This is a genomic window from Ruegeria sp. BE9 (genome assembly GCF_056538765.1).
The window spans coordinates 700,911-725,454 of sequence record NZ_JBQFTS010000001.1 but is presented as its reverse complement, the minus strand read 5'-3'; the positions used below and the strand labels follow the sequence as shown (position 1 = coordinate 725,454).

Here is a 24,544-nt window from a genome sequence, read left to right as displayed (position 1 = left end):
CTTTCCTGTACGCCGTACAATAACAGGGGCAAAAAATGCGGCAAATCGATTTATTCTATCGAGATCAGTTTTAGTTATGTCGCGAGGAGTGGCAAAAGCTGGTGGCTATTCAGCAGCTTCCTTCAGAACCATTTCCTTAAAGGCAACGACAGCTGAAGTAGGTGGGTGAGCACTGGACGTGATTATCGCTATATCAACGGGATCAAGATCCAGAGAGAGAGGAATTTGAACAAGGTTCCAGTTCTCTTTTAGCTTTTCGAACAGGCTCTTTGGACAAGTGCAAACCATGTCGGAATTGGTCAATAAACCCATGACGCTCAAAACTGAATCAGAGCAGGTCATAGGAGTTTCCAGTTCTATACCAATTTTCCCAAGATAGCCTTGGATGATGGGTTCACGCTCTCTCGGCCCGAACATAAGCCACGGCGCTGAATTCAGATCAGTAACCGAAGTGACTTCAGCAAATTTTGACTCTCCGCCTGTTACGAACAGCAACGGATCAGAAAACAGGGGATCTACGGTCAGACCGCTTTCTTCGATCTGCGTTTTAGGGGCCGGAGCGATAACGATATCTGCATCTCCACGCTTCAGGGGCGCAAAGGCTGTGGGCGTCTGCCCGCTGTCGATATGGATGCTGACTTTGGGGTATTTACGCTTGAACGCTGTAACGGCCTGCGGAACTACCTTTACTGCAGCAAGGGGTGACACGATGAGGCGTACTGAACCAACCATCTCTCCCTGTATTTGGCGAACTTGCTCTTCGAGGCGCCTAAATTCATTAAGAATAGTGCGGGACCGAGCGATAATCTCATGGCCAATTTCCGTCGGAACCATTCCTGTTGGCTCGCGCAGAAAGATACGCGCGCCAAGACCTTCCTCAGCATTCTTCAAAATGCTCGAAATGGCAGGCTGAGATTTATGCAGGACGCGCGCTGCTCCACGTATCGTCCCCGCGTCGGCGATCGCCACAATGGTTTCAACTTGGCTTGGCTTCATCTGCTTTTTGCTTTGTTCAAAGCAACTTTCGGGGGTGTTTCGGTATTTTTCAACCCAACAAGCACTGACATGCCGCGAGAAGGGTGTTGTATCCATAGTTCCTAACGGCAGCATCACCAATAGGGGCAAAAAGGTTTGACCCGCTCTATATTCTCCAGACTCAAAAACGCGGTCGCAAATAATCATCGGGCGACTTTCCTTATCGCCCAATGATCTTGGTCGAAAGATCAGTCAGAACTTCCCATTTTCATGTGCCATTTCATCGGGAATTGGAGAAACAACATCCCAATGCTCGACGATTTTGCCATTCTCGACCCTCCAGAGATCAAAGAATGCCCAAGAGTCTCCTCCCATGATCGCGTCAGTTGCTACGAAGACGAAGTTCCCTTCGGCAACAGCAAACGCAGGCTCGAACTTGGTTATCACTTGGCCTTGCTCAGCAAACCTTTCGACAGCGGCCATTAATCCGTCCAGACCATCATCGATCATTGGATTGTGCTGCATATATACTTCAGGGTCCATGTACCGCGCGACGTTTTCCGGGGCTTCGCCAGCAAGTACGTCTCGGACAAACCCCAGTACGATCTCTTTATTGGTCTGGGTCTGATCAAGATCGGTAATTTCAGTAGCTCCGTCCGTCATCCCGCGACCAGATAGAGATGTCTCGGGAACTGGCTGCAAGTTGTCCCAGTGTTCGGCGACTTTACCTTCCTCAACGCGAAAAACGTCGAAGGCCGCTAGGGATGAGGCACCAAAGGCATCTGCATTGTTGTAGATGTTGTGCAGCACAACAAAGTCACCTTCGGAAATTACCCGATGTGTTGTAGCGGTCATGCCAGACTGCTCAACTAAAGGTATCAGCCCCATAAGCCCTTCAGCCCCGGTTGGGACTTGCGGGTTATGCTGTATGTAGCCGGGTGTCACCAGTTGTTGAGCGGCTTCTGGATCATGCTCAACAAAGGCAGCCGAGAACAATGCCAATACAAGTTCTTTAGGGGTCATAAGGTGCGTCCTTGTGATTCTTTCTATGGCGATATCTAGTATTGGAAATGCACCACATATCAATTACGCACCTTTTCGGCAATTGGTTGTGTCTAGGATACTGCGTGAGCGCAAGTTGCTTGAATTTGGCCACCTAAGTTCTAAAATCACTACTGGTATTCAAATTGCACCAGAGGTTGTCATGCTACCCGTAGGCGTTAACAACAAGGCCGAGGCATCAAACTGCTCCATTCGGTCTGTCTTATCCAACGTGACCGGCAAGTGGCGGATGATCATAATTCTGGCGTTAGAGGACGATCCCAAACGTTTTGGAGAGCTCAAGCGTTGCATCGGGGACATCACGCAAAGGGTACTGACCGAAAATCTCCGCGGTTTGCAACGTGATGGATATCTGACCAGGACAGTCGATCCAGGCCCACCTGTTGCGGTTTCATACGAATTGACGCCTTTGGGCCGAAGCTTACTCGCTCTTTTAAAACCCCTTGTGTTCTGGTCCCATGAGCAAATGGATGAGGTCAGGACAGCCCGAATGGAGTTTGATCGACAGTAGGCAAACTGAAAACCAAGGCAATCTGGTCACAACTAACCAGTTTTTGGCTGCTTTCGTATTAATAGACGCCGCCAAGGCGTTGTAACTTAACGCGTTTTTTTAGAGATCGACCTGACTCACAATGAACTTGGGATTACATGCCAGAGCAGCCACCTGCAAAACTGGTGTCAGCCTTCAATGCAAAGATCCGGAGTAAGCGCCACAAAGTTAAATAGGCGGCTCAGTCACAACTATTGGAAGTCAATAGCGGAGAGACAGGGATTCGAACCCTAGGTGGGCTTGCACCCACAACGGTTCTCGAGACCATTTTCGATTTCCAAACAGAAGTCTTCAGATCAATAAAACAAGGGCTTTTTGGCAGCAAAATAGACAGTTTCGATCCAGAAAGCGGGCAGGGGTGTCATAGGAAAGTGTCATAGTGGTTTGAGGTGAGTGAACTTCTTCAGCGGCTACCGAAAGCGCATTTTGAGGCTCCAAACGGGTGGGAAGCTGACTTTCTGTGCGGGAACAAATTGGAGGGTCTTTCTTTGCGGAGCCGTCAGTTGACTTCCCAGCAGTTCACAAAGTGAAACGTCTCTCAACCAATTGCTACGGATCACACCCATCGTAGGCAAATGGGGCGGATCGACCTGAGTCGGCCAAATACTCATTGCGTGGTATAGAATTGGTGAAAGAGTTCACCGACCACTGAAGTTTGCACGTGTCGGTGGCAGAGAACGGCCTTTAAACATAAGTTTCGATACTTCTTGAGCCATTCGGTTTTCATAGTATGCGGAGGCGCAAGGGGGAAGTTTTGACTAAAGTCTTGTTGGTGGAAGACAATGAAATGAACAGCGATATGCTGTCGCGACGGTTGGAACGCAAAGGGTTTCAAGTTGTCGTTGCGAGGGACGGGCTGGAAGGTGTGTCCATGGCTGGAGAGGAACGTCCTGACATCATTTTGATGGATATGAGCCTTCCTGAGATTGATGGATGGGAAGCTACACGGCGTATCAAGACAGCGCCCGAGACGGCCTCGATCCCGGTGGTGGCCCTGACCGCGCATGCGATGGCCAGTGATCGGGAAAAGGCGCTGGAAGCAGGTTGCGACGACTTCGATACCAAACCGGTTGAGCTGAGCCGTTTGCTGGAAAAGATGGGGAAACTTCTGCCTGCGACCTGAGGAAGAACCGCTCAATCCGCAGCTGTTTTGCGTTGGGTGACATAGTAGGTTCTAACCTGACCCTTGCCTTTCACCCTTGTTTCGACAGGTTCAGAGATATCAAAGCGATGTCCGACCTGTCTGGCGGTGACCTCGGAAACCTGCACCCGGCCCGGTGCACCCGTCGTTTCAAGGCGGCTTGCAAAGTTAACAGTGTCCCCCCAGACATCGTAAAGGAAACGGTGCGATCCGATGATTCCAGCAACCACCGGCCCGGTATGCACACCGACCCTGATATGCATCGGATGGTCTGTTTCAAGGTTCAGCGCCTCGACCTGATCGAGCATCCGAAGCGCCATCTCGACGATCACCTCGGCATGGTCTTCACGACCATCCGGCACTCCGGCAGCCACCATATACGCATCACCAATCGTCTTTATTTTTTCAACGCCGAGTTCCGTCGCCGTTTTGTCGAACCCCGAGAAAATCCTGTTCAGATAGGAAACCACCTGTGCCGGAGCCAGCCTGGCCGACATCTCGGTAAAGCCGACGATATCGGAAAATAGCACGGTGACGTCATTGTGGCGGTCGGCGATAGTAGCCTCTCCGTCGTTAAGGCGCGTCACGATCTGTCGCGGCAGAATACTGAGCAGAAGGTCTTTGTACTTTTGCTTTTCCGCTTCCATCATCTCGAGGTACTGGCGTTCGCGCTTTCGCCAGCGGTTTTTCTCCAGCGCGGCGCTGATCCGGGCTTGTAACAGGATCGGGTTGAACGGTTTGGGCAGGTAATCCTCGGCACCGGCTTCGATGCAGCGCGCAACGCTTTCGATCTCATCCAGGGCTGAAATCATAATGACGGGGATGTTATGAAAGGCGTCATCCTGCTTTAACCGGGCCAGAACGTCGAAGCCGTTGATATCCGGCATCATCAGATCGAGCAGGACCAGATCGAACGGCTGTCGGGACATTTTCTCCAGAGCGGAATAGCCGCCGTCGGCAGTCCAGACGCGATGCCCGTCCCGCTTTAACCGGCGGGCCAACAAGTCCCGGTTGGCTTCGGCGTCATCGACGACAAGGATGTCGCAGGTTGATCCGGATGTATCGGCAACTGCAGGCAGGGGCTGCATGCTCTGGACCAGATTGGCAAACATCGCGGCCGTCTCGCGCGGTGTGTCAGAGAGTTTGTGACCATCACCGGACAAACCCGTAAGCGTATCGATACGTTGCAGCAAGGTCTCGGCGTGGTCCAAAAGCCCCAGCAAGTCCGGCTCCAGATTTTCTGCGTTCAGGTCCTCCAGATCCTCCAGCATCATCTCGCTGTAGCCTTTGATCGCATTCATCGGGGTTCGCAGGTCGTGACGCAGCCGCTTCACGCCTTCATCCCCGCTGACCGTCAGCTTCATCGCCATCTCGGGATGCAGAAGCTGTTCTATCAAGGCACTAAGTTCAGTCGTTGCTTGGGAAATTCGGTCCAGATCCGAAGAGACTTCATCCAGTTTCAGTCGCTTGGATTCGCTTTGAAGTAACTCGCAAAAACCGGCGATGGCGCTGACCGGAGAGATGAGGTTCTGACGCAAATTGGCCAACCACACGGCCTGTTCGTTTTGTGCTTCATTTTCTGGGCCCCCATTCAAAACTTATGTTTCCTCTGTAGAGGCAGACCGGTGTTTGATCAGAATGTCGTTCAACTGGTTGAGGATGGTTTCAATTTCATCCCCGTCCTTGCCGATCAGCGTCTCGACCGAGCCGCTCAGTCGCGTGCGGTCATCGTTTGACAGAGTCTTCGCGGTAACAACGATGACGGGTATGTCTTTCCAATCCGGGTTCTTCCTCATCCGCGCCAGAAATTCAAACCCGTCCATCTCAGGCATCATGAGATCGAGCAAAATGACGTCGGGTACGATTGCAGAAAGACGCTGAAGAGCGTCCAGCCCGTTGACGGCCTGTTCGATCTGCCAGCCCTCCTTACCCAGTACGCGGCAGATCATTTCGCGGGTTGCAGCCTCGTCTTCCACAACAAGGGCGAGGGGTGCTGGACGGGGCGAACAATGCTCTTTCAGCGCGTTCAGCAGTGCGACGGTGTCGATGGGTTTGCCCAAGTATTCACTGGCACCCAGCGACAGCCCGCGCGTGCGGTCCTCTGCGAATGTCAGCATGATCACCGGGATGTCTGCCATGTTCGGATCGTCTTTCAGCTTTGACAACACCGCCCAACCGTCAATCTCGGGCATGAACACGTCCAGCGTAATGGCGTCAGGCCTGAATTTGCGCGCCAGTTCCAGTGCTTCGTCACCCTTGGTCGAGGCCAGAACACGGTATCCTTCCTTGCGCAGCCGCCTCCCCAAAAGGTCATGCACCGTCGGGTCGTCATCGACCAACAGAACCAGCGGCGCATTTGAATCGCTATGCAGATCATCCCCGGAATCCCCTTTTTCCCGCAGCGGGTCTGTAGACGAATCTTTGCACACGCTCGGAAGACGAATTGTGAAGGTTGACCCTTCGCCGGGAGTGCTGGTGCAGTGAATGGCGCCGCCCAGCTGTTCGCAGAAGACCTTGGTGATCGACAGCCCCAGGCCGGTACCCCCATAGTTGCGGGTAGTGGAGGAGTCCGCCTGAGTGAACGCCTCGAACACTTTGTCGACTTGTTCGGGCGACATGCCGATGCCTTGGTCGGCGACTGAAAATTCCAGCTGATCCTGTTCCTTCGATCGCAGGACGGATAGCGTGATTGTCGCGTTCTCGGTGAACTTGCAGGCGTTGGACAAAAGGTTGAGCAATGCTTGCCTCACCTTGGTCAGATCGCAAACCATTTCCCCAATGTTCTCGGCGCACACAATCTTAAGAGTATTGTTGTTTTTTTCGGCCAGCGGTCGCACCGTTGTTGCGGCATCTTTAATCATGAGAAAGACATCGAAGGCTTCCAGATTGAACTCCATCTTTCCGGCTTCGATTTTGGACAAATCCAGTATGTCGTTAATCAGGGCAAGCAGATGCTTCCCGGCAGATTGGATTTTCTGAAGATCGCTCAGGTTCGTCTCATCATTCTGGTCGATAGCTTCCTCAAGCATCAACTCACTGTATCCGATGATCGCGTTTAATGGCGTGCGGAGTTCGTGGCTCATATTGGCAAGGAAAGTGCTCTTTGTCTTATTGGCAGTTTCCGCATTGTCCTTTGCCACGCGCAGTTCGCTTTCGACCTGTTTCTGGGTGGTAATGTCCCGACCGTAGATATTCGCATAGCCCCCCTCCGGAACCGGCCATAGTAGCAGGGCATAGATCAGACCACCTGCTTCGTATTCGAAATCTTGCCGTTGATCGTCGTGCAAACCTTTGGTGACTCGTTTGCGCCAACCCGTTCCCACTCGGTCACCAACCTTTAACTGTAGCGCTTCAATCAGCGGGGTGCTTGCCTTGTTGGCGTAAATCAATTTGCCCTTATCAGTTATGCGCAAGACCGGGTTAGGGTTCTCTTCAGGAATGCGCGCCAGTTCTCGCATCCGCTTTTCTGCTTGCTTGAGCTGCGTAACGTCCCGCCCGTACAAATTGACATGTTTGGCATCCGGCACTGGCCAGAGAAGTAACGAATAGACCATGCCGCCAGCATGGCATTCAAAATCCTGCCGTTCGTTCTCTTCAAGCCCTTTCCTGACGCGTGCCAGCCATTCTTTTGTAACGGCTGCACCGACTTTCAGGTTCAACGCTTTCAACATCGAGGCGCTGGCTTTATTCGCAAAGAGCAGCTTTCCGTCGCTGCTGATGCACATAACCGGATTGGGATTTTCCTCAGGGATCTGAGCAAGCTCGGCATTGCGGGCTTCGACCTTCTTCAGTTCGGTCACATCGCTGTAGATCGCAACGGTTCCGCTATCACGGGTCTTCCGCTCGCTGATCTTGATCCAGCCCCCGGACATCCGGCTTTGCATCTGGGTGCCCTCCGGATGGTCGTGACGTTTCAGCCGTTGCGCCAACCATTCTTCTTCTCGTCCGATCGCATCTGCAATCACGTTGAGCGACAGTGCTTTGCGAACGACTTGTTCGAATGTCATCCCCGGTTTCACCAGATCTTCGTGCCCCGGATACAGCATCTTGCGATACGTCTCGTTTGCCAGAACCAAACGATCGTCGGAATCGTAGAGGGCAAAGCCTTCCGGGATTGTGTTTATGGCATCGACGATCCGGTCCAGCGCCTGGTCCGTTCCAACCGGTTTCGACACATGGTGATCGTCGGACTGGTTCATTTCGCGCTCTCCATCTGGTGAGACCGACACGTCGGTAAGTCACTGTTTTTAGTTGAAATGAAATACGGGATCAAAACAAGGCTGTTTCGACCCGTCTGTGTGTGCCTTTGGATTGATGTTGACAGAGCCGCTATTCTGCCTGGTCTCGTGGGACCAATGGTGCAGCTCTATGGCGCTGGGTGACCTGATCCGAAGCACCTTAACGTCTAAAAGAACACCCCACCGGTGAGGTCTCCGGTTCGGCTTTTTGTGCAATGATGTTTGGGCAGGCACGACCCAAAGCGGCCGTTTGCGTCAGACGCATCGGATGCTTGGTTCCGGCTCAGGAAGGGTTTTAACGTGCTCGCAAGCTATCATGCGCAGCGCTAAAGGCGTCCTTTGGCGGTCTAACCCATAACTAAATGCATTCCCCGCCATCGATAACCAAGGCTTGCCCTGTCATAAACGCGGATTCATCTGAAGCTAAATAGACGATCCCATGGCCTATTTCTTCAACCGTCGCCCATCGGCTCATAGGTATCGCCGTGCTGATGTAGCTTTCCAGTTTGGCGCGGCCACCCATCTGCTTCTCGAAGCCAGCATTGAAAGGGGTATCTACAAATCCCGGACAAAGGGCATTGAAACGGATTGCATGGACAGCGTAGTCGGCTGCCATCTGCCGAACCATCGCAACAGCTGCGTGTTTTGTGGTCGCATAGGCAATCATACCCCGGTCGTATTGAACCCCAGAATTGGAAGCAGTGACGATCACGCTGCCTCCACCTTTTGTTTTCATATGGGGGACAGCTGCACGCGCGGCAATGAAGTGAGCGCGGACGTTCAAAGCCCAGGAAGCATCCATTCCATCTGGTTCCACTTCCTCCAGAGTTCCTTCGATCTGCAACCCAGCATGAGAGTGCAACACGTCCAGCTGACCGAAGTTTTTAACTACTTCGTCTATGGTTTTGGTAAGGGCATCGTCATCGGTTACGTCAAGTTGTAAAGCTGATGCTTGATTTCCCTGCGCAACGATCTCGGCCATAGTGGCTTCTGCAAGTGTTGCATCGCGATCGGTTACCACAACATGCGCACCTTCCAGTGCCATTGCCATTGAACCTGCCCGACCAATTCCTGATCCCGCGCCCGTTACGAGCGCGACTTTACCTGCAAGCCGCATGTCACTTGGCTCCTTTATTTAACTATTCGGTTTTGAGGCGCCTCGGCGCAGAAGAAGTTGCGCTGTCACGAGCAACAAGAGCGACGCAGCCATAACCATAGTGCCTATGGCATTGATCTCGGGCGTCACGCCGCGCCGGATGGATGAGAAGATGTAGATCGGCAGTGTTGTTTCGGAGCCAGCTACGAAGAACGCGATGATGAAATCATCAAAGGAGAAAGTGAAGCTGAGCAGGAAGCCCGCCAAAATTGCCGGTGCTATCAACGGCAGTGTCACCTGTCGAAAGGTGCCCCAGGGCGTCGCAAAGAGGTCCGCCGAAGCTTCCATGAGCGCGCGGTCCATACCCGACAGCCTTGCACGTACTATGATTATGACCAGGGCCATTGTGAACATGGTGTGCGCAGCGACAAGCGTGGGCATCCCCATGGAAAGTTGCGGGGGATTTGCTCCATCGGGCCATAAGCTCGCAAGAAGCGGGTTTAGCCAGCCGAATACGGTGACCAGGGCAATGAGTGTCGCGATACCGATGACGATACCGGGTATCATAATCGCTACATAAATCATCGCGTCAAACACAGTTCGAAGCCATCCCTTAACCCCTTGTAGAGCGATGGCTGCCATGGTTCCGAGTGTGGATGCGAGGCAAGCTGTTATGAATGCTGCAAGCAGACTGGTCTCGAGCGCGTCCATAACAAATGGGTTGTTGAGCGCTTTGCCATACCATTGGGTCGAGAAACCCATGAACTGGCTTGCGTGTCGCCCGGCATTAAAGCTGAAAATCGCGATGATGCCGATCGGAATATAAAGAAAAAGGTAGACGCAAATCGCGTATAAGCGCATCGGACCCTCACATCAGCGAGACATCTTCGCGCTGGCCACCCAGGCGCGAGATGAATTTCATGTAAATTGAGACAGTAACAAGCATTACGACAACCAGAGTCATTGCGACCGCCGATCCGTACGCCCAGTTTCGAGACTGTAAGAACAGGTCCACCAGCGCATTTCCGACGAAAAAGACTTTTCCGCCACCCAAGATCGCTGGGATCAGAAATTCGCCCATGAGCAAGATGAAGACCAGCATGCAGCCAGTTGCGATACCCGGTACCGACAGAGGAAGAGTCACCTGACGGAACGTACGCCATGGGGTAGAGCCAAGGTCAGCCGAGGCTTCCAGAAGGCGTTTATCCAGTTTGTCCAAGCTTACAAAAATTGGGAAAACCATCAAAGGTAGATACCCATAGACAATCCCTACAAGCACAGCGAACGGCGTATTTATCAGGCGGACATCATCGATGCCGATCGACTCCAGTAGAGCGGGCAAGCCACGCCCCCCAAGGATGAAAATCCATGCGTATGATCGGATCAGAATCGATGTCCAGAACGGCACGATCACCAGGATCAACAGCGAAGTTCTCCACTTTGGTGAACAACGCACCGCAAGAAAGTAGGCGAGCGGGTAGGCTATTACCAACGCAGCGATCGTCCCCAAAGGTGCAAGGATCAGTGTGTTTCTGAATGCCGTCCATCGCGCAGGAAGGTTGGCATATTGCTCCAACGTGAGCGCTGGAACATAGCCTCCGGCAGCGCCCCGTTCGCCAAAGGAAAAGACGAAGACGACCAGCAGTGGAAGGGCAAGCATTACCAAAAGCCATATTCCTGCCGGTGCCAGCAACAGTGCTTTTCTGCCTCGTTCGGTCATATTGTCCTCGTCTTTTCTGATATTAGCAGCCTTGCCGCTTAGGCCGACTTGAAGCGGGCCAGCAACTCGGCGCGGTTTGGATCGGTTAACGTAGCCGCCGCGCCAAACTCGAGCGCATTCAGAAGTTCAGCTGCCGGATAGAGGATTGGATCTTCCAGCAATTCCTTCGGCAGCAACGCATTGGTGCGAGCATCAGCCGATGGATAGCCATGAGCGAGGACTTCTTTTGCATTAACTTCCGGGTTCAGCAGGAAGTCGATCAAGGCATAAGCGGCATCCATATGGGGTGCGCCCTTAGGAATAGCGTAGTAGTCGGACCAGAGTTCGCCGCCCTCGGCGCCCAGAACGTAGGCGATTTCAGGCATGTCGACATTCATCTGCTTGCCGTCACCCGTCCAGCACATGGTCATCCAGGCGTCACCGTTACGCATCGGTGGCTGATAATCCGACGAGATTGCAAACAGATGCGGTTTAGCATCCAGCAACAATTTCTCTGCATCCGCAAGTTCCTTCTCATCGACCGAGTTGAAGGAATAGCCAAAATACTTCAGGGCATTACCTATGGTGGTGAGTTGGTAATCATGCACCATTGTCCGGCCTGAGTAACCCGCCATAGTGAGGTCCCAGAACTCTTTCCATGTGGTTGGAGTCGGAGCGCCGTCAAGCTTGCTGGTATTGACCGCAAAGCCGGTCGTGCCCCAGTTTTTCGGCACCGCATAAAGCTGGCCATCGACAGAACCGGCATCGGAAAAGCGCTGTTCGAATGAACCTGCGTCGTAGTTTGGCAGTTTGGACGTATCGAGCGGGATGATCAGATCTTCGCCCACATACGTAGTGATCGTGTAATTGGTCGGTACGAAAACGTCCCAGCCAGAGCCTCCCGCCTGCAGCTTTGCCAACATCTCTTCGTTCGAGCCAAAAACATTGACCTGAACATGAGCGCCGGTGGCTTCCGTGAAGGCTTCGAAGTTCATCTCGTCATGGTAGTTCGGCCATGTGGCGAGAATCACTCGGTCACCAATGTCTCCGGCGGCAAATGCTGGGCGAGGGCGCAACCCAGGCATGGCTGTGCCCATAACGGCCGTTGCCATCCCAAGACCTGTCACGCCCAGAAAATGTCGCCGTGTGACCGAACCCTTTTGGTACCGGCGAAACTCTTCCATGAACTTTTGCTTGGAAATAGTCCCATTATCCTTGGTCATCGTGAACCTCTCTGTTGTTGGATTGCGGGATTTGTTATTTTTCCAGGATCAGCAGTGCGCCTTCGCCCCACGAGACAAAGGCTTGCTCTCCTGCATTGAACGTCCCCTCGTTCAATTCCGCTTGCCTTGGCACAAGTACGTGGAAATCACCCAGTGCTTCGTTGCGCGCAAGGTATTCTGTGTGCTCCCCAAGGAAGATCCGATTTTGAATTGTAACTGGCATACCAACTTCGGTTGCGGGGAGCGCGCGGGTCAGCGCGATCTGTTCAGGACGGATACTGACGCACACTTCCTGCCCTGCATCTATTGGAATCTCAGTGGTTCCGTGCACCTTTTGGCCACTTGCTAAACGCACAGTGATTTGGTCAGCTACTGCGTCAGTTACAGTTGCATCAAAGAAATTCGAGGTGCCTACAAATCCAGCCACATAGCGGCTGCGGGGCATGTCATACAGTTCGCGCGGGCTGCCTACCTGCACAATACGGCCACCTTCCATCACACAAATTCGGTCGGACATTGAAAGCGCCTCTTCCTGATCGTGCGTGACGAGGACAAAAGTAATTCCCAGTTGTCGCTGAAGATTCTGCAGTTCAAACTGCATTTCTTTTCGAAGCTTTCGATCCAGAGCAGCCATTGGTTCATCAAGCAGCAAAAGCTTGGGCTCGTTTACGATCGCACGCGCCAAAGCCACGCGCTGCTGCTGACCACCAGACATCTCCCAGATGCGACGTGGACCAAACCCGCCAAGACGGACTGTTTCCAGTGCCTGCTCAACCTTAGCTGCGATTGTTTTTTTGTCTACGCGTGGTCGTTGTTGGCGAAGGCCGTACGCGATGTTGTCGAACACGCTCAGGTGAGGGAAAAGAGCGTAGTGCTGAAACACCATGTTGACGGGGCGACGGTGCGCATCCAAGTCGTTGACAACTTCTCCATCGAGCAACACCTGACCTTCGGTCGGTTTCTCGAAACCTGCCAGCATTCTAAGTGCAGTGGTTTTACCGCAACCAGATGGGCCTAAGAACGACAGGAACTCTCCTTTGCCAATGGAAAGATTCAGGCCTTTGGCAGCGACCACATTCCCGAAGGTCTTGGTCACTCCCCGGAGTTCCGCAATCGTCTGCATGGTGACGCTCATGTCAAAGCTCATATACTGCCGCTTTCCTTTTGCTTGATTTTTTGGCATTTATTGGCATACCACTCAAACAGGGAAAAAATAACAATAACTCGGATTGGCTGTATATACCACAATTGAGGTATAGAGATGCTTTTCGAAAAATTGGAGCAACGTGTGTACGATTGGATGGAAGAGGCCGGCAGGGTCGTGGAGAAGATCGGAACCTCAGAATTTCCATGTGCTTTGGCAGATGGTTTGCGGCAGGTCGCACCATTCGATTTTACCGTGGTATTTGGCCATGTGGGAACCGAAGCACCAATAGACCTCTATGACGATTTCCCCAAAAGCAAACGACGCATTTTTGTTGAGGATTACCAAGCCGGGCCCTACGTGCTTGATCCATTTTTTTTGGCCGCGACGGAACCAATAACCCCGGGTTTGTACCGTATGCGCGAAATTGCACCGGATAGGTTCTATCAGGGAGAGTATTTTCGTAGCTACTACAAACGTACCGGGCTAGCTGAAGAGATCGGCTACTTCATTGACATTCAAAACACGGGTATGGTGGTTGTATCGCTCATGCGCGCAGAAAAGCCTTTTACAGTCAAAGAAATACGCCATCTACGCGCTCTATGGCCTCTCGTTCGAGCAGCCTGTCGCAAACACTGGGCCGATTTTCCAAAAACAACCCGTGGAACCACCGCGAACGGCGTTCGAGGGCGCGTCGATCTCGCATTTCAAGCCTTTGGCGAGGGTGTTCTGACACCGCGAGAACGCGAAGTCGTGGAGTTCACTTTGAAGGGTCATTCCGCGGAAGCAGTAGGCACAATTCTCGGCATCTCTCCAGGCACAGTCCGCATTCACAGACGCAACATTTACGCGAAGCTGAGGATCAATTCACAGGGAGAGCTTTTTTCAAAGTTCATTGAGAAAGCCCTTTAGAAGGTTCTTTGAGACCCCGCCTTGTCCCGCAATGGGGTCATTGGCACTAAGCGCAGCGAATGTCTGCTTTCCGCCGATAGGTACGGTGCGATTGACTGTTGTCGTCTCGAACCAACGTGTTGCTGGAGGATCAAACAGTTTCCAGAAAATCGTCCAGAAACACCTCCTTGCTACGAAAACCCATACCCAAGCCGGAGCGCAGACTTAATCCCTAACACCAATCAAACCAGAACTTTGGTTTCTGATGAAATGGCCAATTTCCTCGAAACGATGAAACCGAGGCTCAGGACGTCGGTGGTGCAAGGCTCAGCGGTTTATCTCGAAGAACAATCACCAAGCACGCGGCCAACGACAACATTCCCGGTGCCGCCGAACATGGCGGCACTTGGACGTTCGATCAGGACCTGGCCCTAAATGGATCGAAGAGGGCAATAAATGTCACCTAGAAGGTCCAAACCGAAAAACACCTTCAAACAACCAGGTAGCAAGTACCGGAGGCTCCAAGTCAATGGCGCAATCGGAATCTCAAATCTCGGCATAGTGGACCTAGTTTTAGGGATTTCAGGCAATTTGGCAGCTCCCACAAATGGCTGCGCAATCGCGAATATTATCTTCTTTTAGGGGATAGTGGCGGAGAGACAGGGATTCGAACCCTGGGTGGGCTTGCACCCACAACGGTTTTCGAGACCGCCCCGTTCGACCACTCCGGCACCTCTCCGCGGGGGTCTGTGAGGGGGGGATTTAGTGAGGAACGCGCGGGGGTGCAAGCAGAAAATTCCAGAAATTCACTACAACGGTATTTTCCATTGCCACACGGCTCAAAACGCCTAGGCTTCTATACATGACTTATCATCTTCGACGCTTAATTCTGCCTGCTAGCCTGGCGCTAGTGGCACTCTTCATGCAGGCGACATCATCTTACGCAGCAAACCGAGACCGGATCGAAGCTTTCCTTACAACGACGGGCTTCGACGTTGCGCTTGAGAGTATTGCGCTTGCTTCTGCTTCAGCACCGCAGATGCTGGGAATCGATCCGGGTGGCTTCGGTTCCGACTGGGCGCGCCTAACCGAAGAGGTCTTCGACACAGAGGACATGCACGAAACTGCTGTGTCCATTCTCGAACAGACACTTAGCGATGAAGCATTGTCTCATGCAGTTGAATTCTATGCTTCGGAGCTGGGACAACGCCTGGTCGAAGCCGAGAATGAATCTCATATGATAGAGAATGACGAGGCCAAACAGCTTGAGGGGCAAGAGATAGTATCCGACCTCATCAAAGAGGGTTCGTTACGGGTTGAACACCTAAAGCGTATGAACACCGCCATCGACGCAAGCGGAACTGCATTACGAGCCTTACAGGAAATTCAGGTGCGGTTTTTATTGGCAGCAAGTGCGTCTGGCGTCATCGACTTGCAACTGAGCGGGGACGAGCTGCGCGAGATGATGCGTTTAAACGAAACAAGTATGCGCCAATCCCTGCAACTTTCGGCTCTGGCCGGTGCTGCCTACACGTATCAAGATTTTACAGACGAAGATGTTGTGGCTTACGCCGAAGCTCTGGAGCAACCTCTGATGCAGGAAGTTTATGAGCTTTTGAATGCTATCCAATATGAGATCATGGCGATGAAATTCGAAGTGCTCGCAACCCGGATGGCCGACTTACACCCGGCCCAGGATATCTGATGCGGTTGTATTCTGCGTTTGCCGCGCTCGCTTTGTGGGCACTACCCGTTCAGGCGGACGAAAAAATAGATCGCCTGCTGCAGGCCATGCAGATGGAAGACGTTATCGAGATACTTCGAAATGAAGGCAAAACCGGCGGGCAGGAAATTCAAGAAACGTTTTTGAACAACACCGGCGGCCCAGTCTTTAACGATCAGATTGACCGAATTTACGACGGCACATGGATGCGCGCTCAAATCGCGGACGTGTTCCGACAAGAGCTGACCGATGGTCACATAGAGCACGCTATAGTGTTTTTCGAGAGCGACTTGGGGCAAACGATCGTGCGGCTCGAAAATACGGCCCGAGTTGCCTTTGCTGATGAAACGATCCAAGACATGGCGACCGAAGCCTATGAATCTGGCGATCAAAGTTCGGATATGTTTCGCCTGATAGGTGAATTCATCGAAGTAAACGATTTGATCGATTTGAACGTTCAGAATGCCATCAGCGCAGATTACAATTTTTTCCTAGGTATAAATAAAGGTCTTGGAATAGAAGACGCCGAAGTGCTGCCAGAACTACTGGCGCAGCGCGACAGCATAACCCGCGAAACTGAAACTTGGCTGTATTCCTTCCTTCTGATGGCTTATGCTCCGTTAAAAGAAGCGCAGATGCGGGAACACATTGCTTTTTCTCGAACCGAGGCCGGTCGGGCTGTAAACAGTGCTTTGTTCATTAGTTTTGATCAAATGTATGATCAGATCTACTTCAAAGTCGGGCAGGCGGTTTCACAGGTTCTAACTGGGTCGGATCTTTAAGTCTGCTTTTCGTGTTGACTTTCGCCAGCAATCTATGGATAAGCGCGCATCCCGGCCGGTTTTCCGCGCCGGGTCTCGTTATTATTGACCCATAGGGCACGCCCCAAGGGTCGTCACACAGCCCGAAAAGGGCGCGCTGTTCGAGGTGGCGAAAGCCAAAACACCCTGACGGGGACCACAGAACGCGGGTTAGAAAAGGAAAGACGCATGTTTGCGGTCCTCAAGACTGGCGGCAAGCAGTACAAGGTTCAGGCGGGCGATGTGCTCCGTGTTGAAAAACTGGCTGCCGACGCAGGTGAAAAAGTTCAATTCAACGATGTTCTGATGCTGGGCGGTGACGCTCCGGTTGTTGGCGCACCTTTCGTTGAAGGCGCAGGCGTACAGGCCGAAGTGATCGAACAAGTTAAAGGTGACAAGGTCATCAAGTTCGTCAAGCGTCGTCGTAAGCACAGCTCGAAGCGTACCGTTGGCCACCGTCAGAAACTGACTCTGGTCAAAATCACCGACATCCTGGCGTCGGGCGCTGACAAGTCGGGCATCAAAGCTGCAACCGGTTCGGCACCGGCTGGCGAAGCGGCACCTGCTGCAAAGCCTGCCAAGAAAGCTGAAGCCAAGGCAGAGGCACCCGTCGCTGCTGCCGCTGACGATCTGACCAAGCTGAACGGTGTTGGCCCCGCCGCTGCCAAAAAGCTGGTTGACGCCGGCATCGAGAGCTTTGCCGCTCTGGCTGCCTTGTCGGACGAGCAGATTGCTGCTATCGACACCATCAAAGTGAAGCCCGAATGGGTTGAGCAAGCCAAAGAGCTGGCTCAAGGCTAAGGAGAGAGAGAATGGCACATAAAAAAGCTGGCGGTTCCTCCCGTAACGGTCGCGACTCAGCTGGTCGCCGCCTTGGCGTGAAACTGTATGGTGGCCAAGCAGCCATCGCAGGCAACATCATCGTACGTCAGCGCGGCACCAAGTTCTGGCCGGGCGAAGGCGTAGGCATGGGCAAAGATCACACAATCTTTGCAACTGTTGATGGCGCTGTGAAGTTCCACAAGGGACTCAAAAACCGCACCTTTATTTCGGTCCTGCCAGTGGCGGAGGCCGCAGAGTAAGCCGAAACCCATAAGGTTTGAAAATTCATGGGGGACCGGCAGAAAATGCCGGTCCCCTTTCTCGTTTTAACGCAGTTTTGATGTATGGCCCTGATGACAAACGCAGCAAGCATAATCCCGCCCCTGATCCAGGGTCGAATTGCTCATACGGTTGAAGATCGCACGGGCCGAAAATATCTGATGGGGACGTTAATTGGTTTCACTGTAGCGTCCGTAATTTACGTGTTGTTCGGAGGAGGAACGACCTCATGAAACTTGAGACAATTATAAACCAGCCGGTCATAGAAACCGAGCGGTTCGACCTACGCCCGTTGCGTCGGTCGGATATGGGTCTCATTGAACACTATGCGGGTGATGAGCGTGTAGCGCGCATGACCACGACAATTCCGCACCCTTTGCCACCGGGCTCGATCGAGGCGTTTGTTACACGCGCGATGTCTGAAGAGCGTGACGAGGATGTCTGGGCAATGGATGCGACAAAGGACGGCGGCCCCGAGCTGATTGGCCTGATCTCGTTAACGCGATTGGATCGGAACCAATCCGAGGTTGGTTACTGGGTTGCGCCTGTTTATTGGAATACGGGTATAGCGTCTTTGGCCGTAGAGGCTCTGGTGGGTTCGAATCCACTGGAAAACGCGACGATGTTCGCCAGTGTATTCCAAGATAATCCGGCCTCGGCCCGGGTACTGACTCATTGCGGATTTGAATACCTCGGCGACGCCGAAAGCTATTCCGTGGCGCGCGATGCGAATGTGCCCACTTGGACATATACAAAGAAACTCTGACTTGTGGCCGATGGGGCCTTTGCAGTAGGGGACACACATGAAATTTCTCGATCTAGCAAAGGTCTACATCCGGTCCGGGGCCGGTGGTAGCGGCTGCGTCAGCTTCCGACGCGAAAAGTACATTGAATACGGCGGTCCCGATGGCGGCGACGGCGGTAAGGGCGGGTCCGTCTGGGCTGAGGTCGTTGATGGGCTGAACACCCTGATCGATTTCCGCTATCAGCAGCACTTCTTTGCCAAGAACGGCCAACCCGGCCGCGGCCAACAGCGGACTGGCAAGGATGGTGATGACATCATCCTACGCGTACCGGTTGGCACCGAGATTCTGGATGAAGACGAAGAAACGGTCATCTGCGACCTGACCGAGGTCGGCCAGCGCGTCTTGCTGGCTAAAGGCGGCAATGGCGGCTTTGGGAACCTTCACTTCAAATCTGCAACCAACCAAGCACCGCGACGCGCCAACCCGGGGCAGGCGGGGATCGACAGAACCATCTGGCTGAGGCTGAAGCTGATCGCCGATGTGGGCTTGTTAGGCATGCCTAATGCGGGCAAGTCTACCTTTCTGGCTGCGACGTCGAACGCGCGACCGAAAATCGCGGATTATCCCTTTACCACGCTGCATCCAAATTTGGGCGTTGTCGGCGTAGATAACGTTGAATTCGTGGTGGCCGACATCCCCGGCCTGATCGAAGGCGCGCATGAGGGGCGTGGAATCGGAGACCGTTTCCTAGGACACGTGGAGCGCTGTGCTGTTCTGCTGCACTTGGTCGATGGTACGTCTGAGACCGTAGCAGACGATTACCGTACGATTATCCATGAGCTTGAAGCGTATGGCGGCGAGTTGGCCGAAAAACCTCGGATTACCGTTCTGAACAAGGTCGATGCTTTGGACGACGAAGAACGAGAACTGGCGAAAGCAGAACTGGAAGAGGCTGTAGGTGGCCCTGTCATGACGATGTCTGGCGTTGCCCACCTTGGCGTGACCGAAGTGTTGCGTGCTCTGCGTGCTCAGATCGACGACAACCGGGTCCGTCAAAAGCCGACCGAGGAGGCTCAGCCTTGGCAACCCTGAGCGAGGCAAAGCGGCTTGTAGTCAAAATCGGGTCTGCCCTACTGGTAGATCGGGATACAGGCTTGTTGCGTTCAGACTGGTTGCATTCCCTCGCGCAAGACGTGGCCTGGTTAAAGGGGCAGGGGACGGATGTCATTTTGGTCTCCTCTGGCTCAATCGCGCTTGGGCGCGGCGTGTTAGACCTCCCGATGGAGGCTTTACCCCTTGAGCAATCCCAAGCAGCGGCTGCCGTCGGCCAAATCCGACTGGCTCGCGCGTATGAAGAGGCACTGACACCGCACAAGATTAAAACGGCGCAGGTTCTAGTAACCCTTGAAGACAGTGCTGACCGACGTCGCTATTTGAACTCGCGCGCAACACTGGAAACTCTACTAGGGTTGGGCGTTGTGCCGATTGTGAATGAAAACGATACCGTCGCCACTGATGAAATCCGCTATGGTGACAATGACCGATTGGCGGCTCAGATCGCAGTGACGGTAGGCGCCGACCAATTAATTCTGCTTTCGGATGTCGATGGGTTTTACACCGGCAACCCAAATGAAGACCCCAAAGCGGTTCGCTATGACGTCATCGAAGACATTACCCCTCAGATCGAGGAAATGGCAGGCGATGCTGGATCAGGTCTGTCCAAAGGCGGAATGAAGACCAAGCTGATGGCAGCCAAGATGGCGACAGCTGCAGGGTGTGACATGGCGATCACGGAAGGTTCCCCGCTGAACCCGTTGAAAACGCTTGAAAACGGGTCGAATTGCACCTGGTTCACCGCCGCTCTCGACCCCCATGCGGCCCGCAAGCGTTGGATTTCGGCTATGAAGCCACGCGGTGAGATTGTCGTAGACGACGGCGCTGTGAAGGCGCTTGGCAATGGGAAGAGCCTGCTTCCGGCTGGCATCGTCGAAGTGACCGGGGACTTTGGCCGTGGAGACCCTGTTGCCATTCTCGATCCGTCTTCTCGCCGGTTGGCTCAAGGATTAAGCCGCTATACCGCGCAAGAAGCTGATGCGATCAAGGGGCGAAAGTCATCAGAGATCGAAGCGACGCTAGGCTATCCGGGTCGCGCCGTTTTGATTCACCGGGACGATTTGGCGCTGTAAGCGCGCGATGTTAAAACACCAGAATACCGACCGAAAGGCACATGAGATGAAGGATTTCGACAGCATTCCCACCCTGATGGCCGATCTTGGAAAACGCGCCAAGGCAGCGGCGGCTGATCTGGCCTATGCCAGTGCGGAACGTAAGCACGCTGCTTTGATCGCCGCTGCTGACGCAGTATGGGCGAACCGAGCAGACATTATCGAAGCCAACAAAAAGGACCTTGAATTCGGACGAGAAAAGGGTCTCAGCCCGGCCATGATGGACCGCCTGATGCTGGATGAAACCCGCGTTCAAGGCATGGTCGATGGATTGCGGACTGTCGCTGATCAAGCCGACCCCGTCGGAGAAGTTCTGACAGAATGGGAAATGGCCTCTGGTTTGAACATCCAACGCGTGCGGACTCCTTTGGGGGTTATCGGCGTAATTTATGAAAGCCGCCCAAACGTGACTGCGGATGCGGGTGCGCTGTGTTTGAAATCAGGCAACGCCGTAATCCTGCGCGGTGGTTCAGAAAGTTTTCATTCCTCCAGCGCCATTCACGCCTGTTTGGTCGAAGGCCTAAAGGCTGCGAATTTACCTGAAGATGCCATTCAGTTGATCCCAACCCGGGACCGTGCAGCGGTGCAGGAACTGCTGACTATGACTGACTATGTGGATGTTATTGTTCCACGTGGTGGCAAAGGGCTAGTGGGTCTGGTGCAGCGTGAGGCCAGAGTGCCTGTATTTGCCCATCTCGAAGGCATCGTGCACATTTATATCGATAAGTCGGCCGACCCTCAAAAGACGCTGGATGTCGTGCTGAATGCCAAAACCCGCCGCACGGGTATTTGCGGCGCGGCCGAGTGCTTGTTGGTTCACCAGGATATCGCGGACACACTAGGTCGAGATGTAATTGCCGCTCTGCAAGCCGCTGGTGTCGAAGTTCATGCCGAAGGCACTCTGGCCGCAGAAGGTACGATTGCCGCCACATCTGAGGATTGGGGCAAGGAGTTTCTGGACAGTATCATCGCGGCAAAACCAGTCGCCGATATTGACGCCGCCATTTCGCATATCCGCCAATTTGGCTCGAACCATACCGATTGCATCTTGGCCGAGGATGCCGACGCAGCCGCTCATTTCTTCGAGCGGCTCGACAGCGCGATCTTAATGCACAATGCGTCGACCCAATTCGCCGATGGCGGTGAATTCGGTATGGGTGCCGAGATTGGCATTGCAACTGGCAAGATGCATGCGCGCGGTCCTGTCGGCGCCGCGCAACTGACCAGCTTCAAATATCTGGTGCGTGGGAACGGAACGGTCCGGTCTTAAAACCGGATCACAACTCGGGTTGAGGCTGTCTCTGCTGCAACCCGACGCCCCATTGCGGTTGCTGTTTCTGGCAGTAGCGCGAACTGTACATGCGCCGGAGATACTTTTTGAGAAAAGCGCCCTGTAGGCAGGCCTCGCCACAGGTCGCTGTCCAAATTGAGCTTGTCCGCTGATCCAGTGATCGTCCAGTCTGCCCCGGTATGATCAACCTTGACCTCACCGCCAAACGGCATCGCGCTTTCACAGCACATCAGTGCCAAGAAGGCTAGTTTGACCTGGTTCCGCGGTACAGGTTCGGTCACCTGCCAGTTGACGCGCACGCGTCCTGCTCGCTCAACGTCTTTCAAAAGCTCAGTGACCTCAGTTCGCCCCAATGGCTGATCGCTGGCCGAGCCAAACGCAACGCGGAAAAACCGAATCCTTGCACCGGCACTGCCGACACTGCCTGAGATCAACTCCATCTCTGGGCCCTCTACGGCGCCAACCATCTCAAGCAGTTCGAGGCCATTGGTTATCGCTCCAATCGGGCTAATCAGATCGTGACAGATCCGAGACCCAATCAGTTCGGCCAGGTTGACGTTGGTGTCGCTCATGCGTACCTCCTGCTGCATCTGCCGCCGGACCGGAGCCCAGACATGTCAGACCTCAATGCTATTCTTGCGCCGGGCATGTTTGTCCGCCATCCCGACTTCCCCGACTGGGGCGTTGGACAAGTGCAGTCCAACATAGGAGGTAAAATCACCGTAAACTTCCGCGAGCAGGGGAAAGTGGTGATTGACGGAACGCGCATCGCCCTGATGCCAGTCTTTGATCCGTGAAACTGGTTTAGGAAAGGTTAACAACCCTGCATCTCCGCTCTTGTTGCTATCCCCCCGGAAACTGCGGTATCAGCGCGCAAACAAGAACGGAACCTCAAATGCCGGATGCAGGCCCTTCCTTTACCGTTAAACTCGCCGAAACCGACGAAGAACTGCGCGCGGCTCAGCGATTGCGCTACGACGTGTTTGTTCGTGAGTTGGGCGGCGGCGGTGAGATGGTCGATCACGAGTTAGGGCTCGAGCGCGACAAATTTGATCCGTACTTTGACCACATGCTCGCAATTGACGATCAAACCAAAGAAGTTGTGGGCGTTTACAGGCTGTTACCAGGCGAACGTGCTGCGAAACTTGGGCAGTTTTATTCTGAAGATGAATATGACCTGACCGTCCTCAAGCAAAGTGGCCGCAAACTGTTAGAGCTCGGTCGGTCTTGCCTGCATCCCAACTATCGCGGTGGTACGGCGATGTATCATTTGTGGAATGGGTTGGCAGCATATGTCACCGAACGTGAGATCGAAGTGCTGTTCGGTGTAGCAAGCTTTCACGGCACTGATGTACAGGAATTGGCTCAGCCGTTGTCGATGCTGCATCACAACCATCTGGCACCGCCAGATCTTCGAGTGAGTGCGCAGCCAGACGTGTTTCAATCCATGAACCTCGTGGCACCAGAAGGCCTCGATCGGCGCGCCGCAATGGTTCAGGTACCTGCTCTGATAAAAGCTTATCTGCGACTTGGAGGGTTCGTGGGCGAGGGGGCCTTTATTGACCATGCCTTCAACACAACCGATGTGTGCCTGATCCTTGATACGGCTCGCATGAACGAGCGCCAAAGACGCATCTACGGTGGGGCATAGCCCGGTGAACGAACCTCTTTGGAACAGCGAAGACGCACCAGATCCTATTGAGTTAGGGCTAATCGGATGGGTTTTGGTAATCTTACGCGGTGTACCTTTGGCTGTGCTGGTATTTGGCGGCTTGATCGTTCTTTTGGCCGTTCGCATGATCGAGCTGCCTTTGTTCGGCGTTCGCCGTCCGATAACCCCCTTTATACCCCAGTTTGTTTGCCGAAACGCGTTTCGAATTCTTGGTATACGCTTTCGAACCTCTGGGGAACTGATGCAGCAACGCGGAGCCGTGGTCGCAAATCATACGTCCTGGCTGGATATCTTTGCGTTAAACGCGCGAAAGCGGGTCTACTTCGTTTCCAAGGCCGAGGTCGCGAAGTGGCCAGGCATCGGTTGGCTTGCTCGCGCAACTGGCACTGTTTTCATCGAAAGAGATCGCAAGAAGGCTAAAGAACAAACCAAAATCTTCGAAGCCCGCTTAAAAGCTGGACACAAGCTGTTGTTTTTCCCAGAAGGTACCTCAACCGACGGCCTGCGCGTTTTACCATTTAAAACAACACTTTTTGCCGCCTTCTTTGTGAACGAACTACGAGATTTTATGTATGTGCAACCAGTCTCAGTTATCTTTCACGCGCCCACCGGACAGCCAGATAGGTTCTATGGCTGGTGGGGCGACATGGAGTTCGGGCCGCATCTACTCAAGACACTTGGCGCGCGCAGGCAAGGATCTGTTGAGCTGATCTACCATGCTCCGGCAAAGGTCAGTGATTTTGAGAACCGCAAGGCACTGGCAGCGCATTGTGAAGAAGCCGTGCGTCATGCGCACAGCTTGGCGCGGCTTGAAAAATAAGGGCGATTGGCCCTTGCGCTGCATTCAAACCTGCCGTATACGCGCGCCATTCAAACCCGCAGGCGGGGTTTGGCCTTTTTGAGGGAGACATCCTCATAAAGACCGCCGGTTGGAGCATCCGCTTCTTTCACCCCCGCCAAGGCGTAA

At 53.5% G+C, this 24,544-nt stretch carries 24 protein-coding genes and 1 tRNA gene; 14 read left to right on the top strand and 11 right to left on the bottom strand.

The features are described from left to right. Positions 1 to 105: 105 nt before the first annotated feature. Positions 106 to 1,182: a LysR family transcriptional regulator gene (locus ACR0EO_RS03535; RefSeq protein ID WP_480687064.1), complete on the bottom strand. Its 1,077-nt coding sequence runs from the start codon at positions 1,180 to 1,182 to the stop codon at positions 106 to 108. A 45-nt stretch (positions 1,183 to 1,227) separates the two neighbouring features. After that, the gene (locus ACR0EO_RS03530; RefSeq protein WP_480687062.1) at positions 1,228 to 1,998 is read right to left on the bottom strand and encodes a nuclear transport factor 2 family protein; all 771 of its coding nucleotides are present in this window, start codon (positions 1,996 to 1,998) and stop codon (positions 1,228 to 1,230) included. Between the two features lie 88 nt (positions 1,999 to 2,086). Between ACR0EO_RS03530 and ACR0EO_RS03525 the strand changes: the two genes are divergently transcribed. Both ACR0EO_RS03525 and ACR0EO_RS03520 read left to right on the top strand, forming a co-directional pair. Next, positions 2,087 to 2,548 (top strand): winged helix-turn-helix transcriptional regulator, encoded by a 462-nt coding sequence (locus ACR0EO_RS03525; RefSeq protein ID WP_480687060.1) that lies wholly within the window; start codon positions 2,087 to 2,089, stop codon positions 2,546 to 2,548. 793 nt (positions 2,549 to 3,341) lie between these two features. Next, positions 3,342 to 3,710 carry a response regulator gene (locus ACR0EO_RS03520; RefSeq protein ID WP_480687058.1) on the top strand — a complete coding sequence of 123 codons (369 nt, stop codon included), beginning with the start codon at positions 3,342 to 3,344 and terminating at the stop codon, positions 3,708 to 3,710. A gap of 11 nt (positions 3,711 to 3,721) precedes the next feature. Here the strand turns inward: ACR0EO_RS03520 and ACR0EO_RS03515 are convergent, their stop codons facing one another. The 7 genes from ACR0EO_RS03515 to ACR0EO_RS03485 all read right to left on the bottom strand — a co-directional run bounded on the left by ACR0EO_RS03515 (position 3,722) and on the right by ACR0EO_RS03485 (position 13,119). Next, positions 3,722 to 5,275: an adenylate/guanylate cyclase domain-containing protein gene (locus tag ACR0EO_RS03515; RefSeq protein WP_480687056.1), complete on the bottom strand. Its 1,554-nt coding sequence runs from the start codon at positions 5,273 to 5,275 to the stop codon at positions 3,722 to 3,724. A 51-nt stretch (positions 5,276 to 5,326) separates the two neighbouring features. Next, positions 5,327 to 7,927: a response regulator gene (locus ACR0EO_RS03510; protein WP_480687055.1), complete on the bottom strand. Its 2,601-nt coding sequence runs from the start codon at positions 7,925 to 7,927 to the stop codon at positions 5,327 to 5,329. A gap of 397 nt (positions 7,928 to 8,324) precedes the next feature. Further along, positions 8,325 to 9,083: an SDR family NAD(P)-dependent oxidoreductase gene (locus ACR0EO_RS03505; RefSeq protein WP_480687054.1), complete on the bottom strand. Its 759-nt coding sequence runs from the start codon at positions 9,081 to 9,083 to the stop codon at positions 8,325 to 8,327. A gap of 18 nt (positions 9,084 to 9,101) precedes the next feature. Further along, on the bottom strand, positions 9,102 to 9,923 hold the full coding sequence (locus ACR0EO_RS03500; RefSeq protein WP_480687052.1) for an ABC transporter permease: 822 nt from the start codon (positions 9,921 to 9,923) through the stop codon (positions 9,102 to 9,104). Positions 9,924 to 9,930: 7 nt separating this feature from the next. Continuing rightward, the gene (locus ACR0EO_RS03495; RefSeq protein WP_480687050.1) at positions 9,931 to 10,782 is read right to left on the bottom strand and encodes an ABC transporter permease; all 852 of its coding nucleotides are present in this window, start codon (positions 10,780 to 10,782) and stop codon (positions 9,931 to 9,933) included. A gap of 38 nt (positions 10,783 to 10,820) precedes the next feature. Further along, complete coding sequence (locus tag ACR0EO_RS03490; RefSeq protein WP_170723132.1) at positions 10,821 to 11,984, bottom strand: polyamine ABC transporter substrate-binding protein; 1,164 nt, start codon at positions 11,982 to 11,984, stop codon at positions 10,821 to 10,823. Between the two features lie 34 nt (positions 11,985 to 12,018). Beyond that, positions 12,019 to 13,119, bottom strand: coding sequence for an ABC transporter ATP-binding protein (locus ACR0EO_RS03485; RefSeq protein ID WP_480687047.1), 1,101 nt, complete (start codon positions 13,117 to 13,119; stop codon positions 12,019 to 12,021). A gap of 126 nt (positions 13,120 to 13,245) precedes the next feature. Here ACR0EO_RS03485 and ACR0EO_RS03480 point away from each other — a divergent pair, with 126 nt between their 5' ends. Continuing rightward, positions 13,246 to 14,040, top strand: a complete 795-nt coding sequence (locus ACR0EO_RS03480; RefSeq protein WP_480687045.1) for a helix-turn-helix transcriptional regulator — start codon at positions 13,246 to 13,248, stop codon at positions 14,038 to 14,040. 628 nt (positions 14,041 to 14,668) lie between these two features. On the opposite strand, the gene ACR0EO_RS03475 is transcribed toward ACR0EO_RS03480, so the two are convergent. Then, positions 14,669 to 14,758, bottom strand: a tRNA-Ser gene (locus tag ACR0EO_RS03475). Positions 14,759 to 14,881: 123 nt separating this feature from the next. Here ACR0EO_RS03475 and ACR0EO_RS03470 point away from each other — a divergent pair. The 8 genes from ACR0EO_RS03470 to ACR0EO_RS03435 all read left to right on the top strand — a co-directional run bounded on the left by ACR0EO_RS03470 (position 14,882) and on the right by ACR0EO_RS03435 (position 21,884). Continuing rightward, positions 14,882 to 15,724 carry a DUF2059 domain-containing protein gene (locus ACR0EO_RS03470; RefSeq protein WP_480687043.1) on the top strand — a complete coding sequence of 281 codons (843 nt, stop codon included), beginning with the start codon at positions 14,882 to 14,884 and terminating at the stop codon, positions 15,722 to 15,724. Continuing rightward, the gene (locus tag ACR0EO_RS03465; protein ID WP_480687041.1) at positions 15,724 to 16,524 is read left to right on the top strand and encodes a DUF2059 domain-containing protein; all 801 of its coding nucleotides are present in this window, start codon (positions 15,724 to 15,726) and stop codon (positions 16,522 to 16,524) included. The genes ACR0EO_RS03470 and ACR0EO_RS03465 overlap by 1 nt, the downstream gene beginning before the upstream one ends. Positions 16,525 to 16,731: 207 nt before the next feature. After that, the gene (locus ACR0EO_RS03460; protein ID WP_480687039.1) at positions 16,732 to 17,343 is read left to right on the top strand and encodes a 50S ribosomal protein L21; all 612 of its coding nucleotides are present in this window, start codon (positions 16,732 to 16,734) and stop codon (positions 17,341 to 17,343) included. 11 nt (positions 17,344 to 17,354) lie between these two features. Then, complete coding sequence (rpmA, locus tag ACR0EO_RS03455) at positions 17,355 to 17,624, top strand: 50S ribosomal protein L27 (protein WP_010440093.1); 270 nt, start codon at positions 17,355 to 17,357, stop codon at positions 17,622 to 17,624. A gap of 248 nt (positions 17,625 to 17,872) precedes the next feature. After that, on the top strand, positions 17,873 to 18,409 hold the full coding sequence (locus ACR0EO_RS03450) for a GNAT family N-acetyltransferase (protein WP_480687037.1): 537 nt from the start codon (positions 17,873 to 17,875) through the stop codon (positions 18,407 to 18,409). Positions 18,410 to 18,446: 37 nt separating this feature from the next. Beyond that, positions 18,447 to 19,481 (top strand): GTPase ObgE, encoded by a 1,035-nt coding sequence (obgE, locus tag ACR0EO_RS03445; protein ID WP_480687035.1) that lies wholly within the window; start codon positions 18,447 to 18,449, stop codon positions 19,479 to 19,481. Then, on the top strand, positions 19,469 to 20,575 hold the full coding sequence (gene proB / locus ACR0EO_RS03440) for a glutamate 5-kinase (RefSeq protein WP_480687033.1): 1,107 nt from the start codon (positions 19,469 to 19,471) through the stop codon (positions 20,573 to 20,575). The genes obgE and proB overlap by 13 nt, the downstream gene beginning before the upstream one ends. A 46-nt stretch (positions 20,576 to 20,621) precedes the next feature. Continuing rightward, positions 20,622 to 21,884 (top strand): glutamate-5-semialdehyde dehydrogenase, encoded by a 1,263-nt coding sequence (locus ACR0EO_RS03435; protein WP_480687031.1) that lies wholly within the window; start codon positions 20,622 to 20,624, stop codon positions 21,882 to 21,884. On the opposite strand, the gene ACR0EO_RS03430 is transcribed toward ACR0EO_RS03435, so the two are convergent. Beyond that, positions 21,881 to 22,477, bottom strand: coding sequence for a histidine phosphotransferase family protein (locus ACR0EO_RS03430; protein ID WP_480687029.1), 597 nt, complete (start codon positions 22,475 to 22,477; stop codon positions 21,881 to 21,883). The genes ACR0EO_RS03435 and ACR0EO_RS03430 overlap by 4 nt on opposite strands. Positions 22,478 to 22,519: 42 nt before the next feature. On the opposite strand from ACR0EO_RS03430, the gene ACR0EO_RS03425 reads away from it, so the two are divergent. The 3 genes from ACR0EO_RS03425 (at position 22,520) to olsA (ending at position 24,397) form a co-directional block, all read left to right on the top strand. Further along, positions 22,520 to 22,702 (top strand): DUF3553 domain-containing protein, encoded by a 183-nt coding sequence (locus tag ACR0EO_RS03425; protein WP_480687027.1) that lies wholly within the window; start codon positions 22,520 to 22,522, stop codon positions 22,700 to 22,702. A 98-nt stretch (positions 22,703 to 22,800) separates the two neighbouring features. After that, positions 22,801 to 23,556 (top strand): L-ornithine N(alpha)-acyltransferase, encoded by a 756-nt coding sequence (olsB, locus tag ACR0EO_RS03420; RefSeq protein WP_480687025.1) that lies wholly within the window; start codon positions 22,801 to 22,803, stop codon positions 23,554 to 23,556. A 4-nt stretch (positions 23,557 to 23,560) separates the two neighbouring features. Next, on the top strand, positions 23,561 to 24,397 hold the full coding sequence (olsA, locus tag ACR0EO_RS03415) for a lyso-ornithine lipid O-acyltransferase (protein WP_480687023.1): 837 nt from the start codon (positions 23,561 to 23,563) through the stop codon (positions 24,395 to 24,397). Positions 24,398 to 24,544 lie beyond the last annotated feature (147 nt).

Bases quoted from the DNA above. Each gene is read 5' to 3' on its own strand.
- ACR0EO_RS03430 (WP_480687029.1), bottom strand. From the start codon at position 22,477: ATGAGCGACACCAACGTCAACCTGGCCGAACTGATTGGGTCTCGGATC.
- ACR0EO_RS03510 (WP_480687055.1), bottom strand. From the start codon at position 7,927: ATGAACCAGTCCGACGATCACCATGTGTCGAAACCGGTTGGAACGGAC.
- ACR0EO_RS03505 (WP_480687054.1), bottom strand. From the start codon at position 9,083: ATGCGGCTTGCAGGTAAAGTCGCGCTCGTAACGGGCGCGGGATCAGGA.
- ACR0EO_RS03500 (WP_480687052.1), bottom strand. From the start codon at position 9,923: ATGCGCTTATACGCGATTTGCGTCTACCTTTTTCTTTATATTCCGATC.
- ACR0EO_RS03465 (WP_480687041.1), top strand. From the start codon at position 15,724: ATGCGGTTGTATTCTGCGTTTGCCGCGCTCGCTTTGTGGGCACTACCC.
- obgE (WP_480687035.1), top strand. From the start codon at position 18,447: ATGAAATTTCTCGATCTAGCAAAGGTCTACATCCGGTCCGGGGCCGGT.
- ACR0EO_RS03480 (WP_480687045.1), top strand. From the start codon at position 13,246: ATGCTTTTCGAAAAATTGGAGCAACGTGTGTACGATTGGATGGAAGAG.
- ACR0EO_RS03535 (WP_480687064.1), bottom strand. From the start codon at position 1,182: ATGATTATTTGCGACCGCGTTTTTGAGTCTGGAGAATATAGAGCGGGT.
- rpmA (WP_010440093.1), top strand. From the start codon at position 17,355: ATGGCACATAAAAAAGCTGGCGGTTCCTCCCGTAACGGTCGCGACTCA.
- ACR0EO_RS03460 (WP_480687039.1), top strand. From the start codon at position 16,732: ATGTTTGCGGTCCTCAAGACTGGCGGCAAGCAGTACAAGGTTCAGGCG.
- ACR0EO_RS03485 (WP_480687047.1), bottom strand. From the start codon at position 13,119: ATGAGCGTCACCATGCAGACGATTGCGGAACTCCGGGGAGTGACCAAG.
- olsB (WP_480687025.1), top strand. From the start codon at position 22,801: ATGCCGGATGCAGGCCCTTCCTTTACCGTTAAACTCGCCGAAACCGAC.
- ACR0EO_RS03435 (WP_480687031.1), top strand. From the start codon at position 20,622: ATGAAGGATTTCGACAGCATTCCCACCCTGATGGCCGATCTTGGAAAA.
- ACR0EO_RS03470 (WP_480687043.1), top strand. From the start codon at position 14,882: ATGACTTATCATCTTCGACGCTTAATTCTGCCTGCTAGCCTGGCGCTA.
- ACR0EO_RS03450 (WP_480687037.1), top strand. From the start codon at position 17,873: ATGAAACTTGAGACAATTATAAACCAGCCGGTCATAGAAACCGAGCGG.
- ACR0EO_RS03425 (WP_480687027.1), top strand. From the start codon at position 22,520: ATGTCAGACCTCAATGCTATTCTTGCGCCGGGCATGTTTGTCCGCCAT.
- ACR0EO_RS03530 (WP_480687062.1), bottom strand. From the start codon at position 1,998: ATGACCCCTAAAGAACTTGTATTGGCATTGTTCTCGGCTGCCTTTGTT.
- ACR0EO_RS03490 (WP_170723132.1), bottom strand. From the start codon at position 11,984: ATGACCAAGGATAATGGGACTATTTCCAAGCAAAAGTTCATGGAAGAG.
- ACR0EO_RS03495 (WP_480687050.1), bottom strand. From the start codon at position 10,782: ATGACCGAACGAGGCAGAAAAGCACTGTTGCTGGCACCGGCAGGAATA.